We start from the raw sequence: 1,928 nt of genomic DNA, 5'->3' as shown, positions 1-1,928 counted from the left end.
TCGCCGAACCCGGCGACCGCAAGGTTGAGCGCGGCGCTCTGGATGCGCTTGGGGTTGTGCAGCAGGACGACGCGGGGATCCTTCGCGGCGATGGCCTCGACAATTGCCGGTGTGCCGTCGGCACTGCCGCCGTCGGCGACGATGATGCGTGCGCCGAGCCTCTGCGCGGCGGGCCGCAGCTGTTCGAGCAGCGCGCCGATATGCGCGGCCTCGTTCAGGCACGGAATCACGATCAGACTTGCGGTTGGCGTCATCCGGTTCCGTCCATACTATGCCAGCGCTTCGGCCACGAAAGACTCCGGCGCCGCCACAAGGCCACGCAGCTTGTCGACCAAGGCCCGGCAGTCGTTGCGGTCGTAGCTCCAGGTCCGCGGGTTGCGGGCCAGCACGCGCGCCTTGAGCTTGCCGAAGCGCTCCTGCTCCATCCGCCCGAGCTCGGTTTCGAGCGTTTCGGGCGTCGCCTCGGAGAGGAGGACGCCTATGTCCTGCTGGTTGAGGAAGCGGCCGGTTTCGGTGTTGCCCATCGAGATCGGCACCGCGCCGAAGCGGCAGCCCTCATAGAGGCGGTTGGGCAGCAGCCATTCGGAGTTCTGCCCTGCCTCGAAGAAATCGATCGCCCAGCAAAAATGCACATCGCCGTAGATCGCAGCCATGTCCTCCGGGTTGCGATAGGGTCCGCGAAAGGACAGCCAGGGCTCGGCCTCGACAAAAGCGTGGAAATCGGGAAATTCTGAGAGCGCTGGACGACCACGCAGGACGACTTCGAAACGCCCGTTGAGGCGGCGGGTGAACTCGGCCAGCATCTCCAGCGAGCGGCGGCAGCGGAGTGCGCCGAACCAGCCGATACGCCAAGGGGGCGCTGCGGGATTCTCGGTCTTCAATCGCTCATCCGACGTCACTGTCGTGGTGTCGAAATACTTGTTCTCGACCAGTTCGACAGGTGCCGCGACCTGCCCAAACGGCTTGAAGTAATTGGCGATGAAGGCCGGCGACGAGGTCACGAGGAGCTTAACGTCGCGGGCGAGATAACGTTCCGCGCCACGCAGCGCCTTGCCGACCAGATCGTCGCGCAGCACCAGGCGGTGGATGTCGAGACATTCATAGACAACCGGGACCCCGGCCCCGAGCACGGCCTTGGCGCGGCGGGCAAGCGCCAGCATTTCGAGGTTGCGCGCGATGATGAGGTCAGGCCTCGGCATCGCCGCTAGCTTGGGGCCGATCCCGAACGCCGCTTTGGCGACCGCCGCCAGACGCTGGCCGAATCGGCCGTCGCGCGTCGCGCCGAGATCGATCGGGCGCAATCCTTCGATGTCGGCAACCGGGCCGGTGGTGCGGCGGAAACCCGCCAGCGTCACCTTGGCCCCGCCTGCCCTGAGCATTGTGATCCGCCGGCGAACCGCCGGGTCGGATATGTCATGCACAAGGTACAAGACATGCAGCATGAAACTTGACCGCTGTTGGCCCACCCACGGCGAAGTTAGTACAGCTCTTGCTGCATCGCAACATTTTTGGTGCAGCGTAGCAAGGAAAGCGAGCATTTTTGTTGCGCTGCAAAAAACATGCGTTAATCTTGTCTTGCTCGAGCGCCAGCCAACCGTTGGCCCTATGCCGCGCTTGGACGGCTAGCGCGGATGCCGACCAGATCCCGCTGCCTGACCGTAGAACCAACTCACGAATGGGGTGATACGATGAACATCGTCGTTGAGAACACAGTCTGCCTGAATACCGGGGATGCAGCAATTCTGCTGGCGATCCGCCATATCCTCAAGGCAGTTGTCGGCGACGAACCGCGGTTCTTCGTCTTCGACAGCCAGCCTGAAGTCGCCGCAAAACTCTACCCGAAGAAGGATTACCCGGATCTCGAATTTCACAAGCTGCTGTCGGAAACCATGTTCCGCTACAGCTACGGCAACGGGATGAAACACCGG

At 63.2% G+C, this 1,928-nt stretch carries 2 protein-coding genes and 1 pseudogene; 1 reads left to right on the top strand and 2 read right to left on the bottom strand.

Annotated elements, in window-relative coordinates; translation table 11 throughout:
• Positions 1–254 (bottom strand): glycosyltransferase (locus tag EOA33_RS34140; RefSeq protein WP_127407614.1); only part of this gene is annotated, 254 nt, incomplete at its 3' end.
• Positions 255–269: 15 nt separating this feature from the next.
• The gene (locus EOA33_RS34135; RefSeq protein ID WP_127407613.1) at positions 270–1,442 is read right to left on the bottom strand and encodes a glycosyltransferase; all 1,173 of its coding nucleotides are present in this window, start codon (positions 1,440–1,442) and stop codon (positions 270–272) included.
• A 246-nt stretch (positions 1,443–1,688) separates the two neighbouring features.
• Here EOA33_RS34135 and EOA33_RS34130 point away from each other — a divergent pair.
• Positions 1,689–1,928: pseudogene (locus EOA33_RS34130) on the top strand (colanic acid biosynthesis glycosyl transferase); the annotation flags it as partial.

Source organism: Mesorhizobium sp. M4A.F.Ca.ET.050.02.1.1 (assembly GCF_003997725.1).
GTDB lineage: Bacteria > Pseudomonadota > Alphaproteobacteria > Rhizobiales > Rhizobiaceae > Mesorhizobium.
Note: the sequence above shows the minus strand (reverse complement) of the source record. Positions and strands in the feature narration are given on the sequence as shown.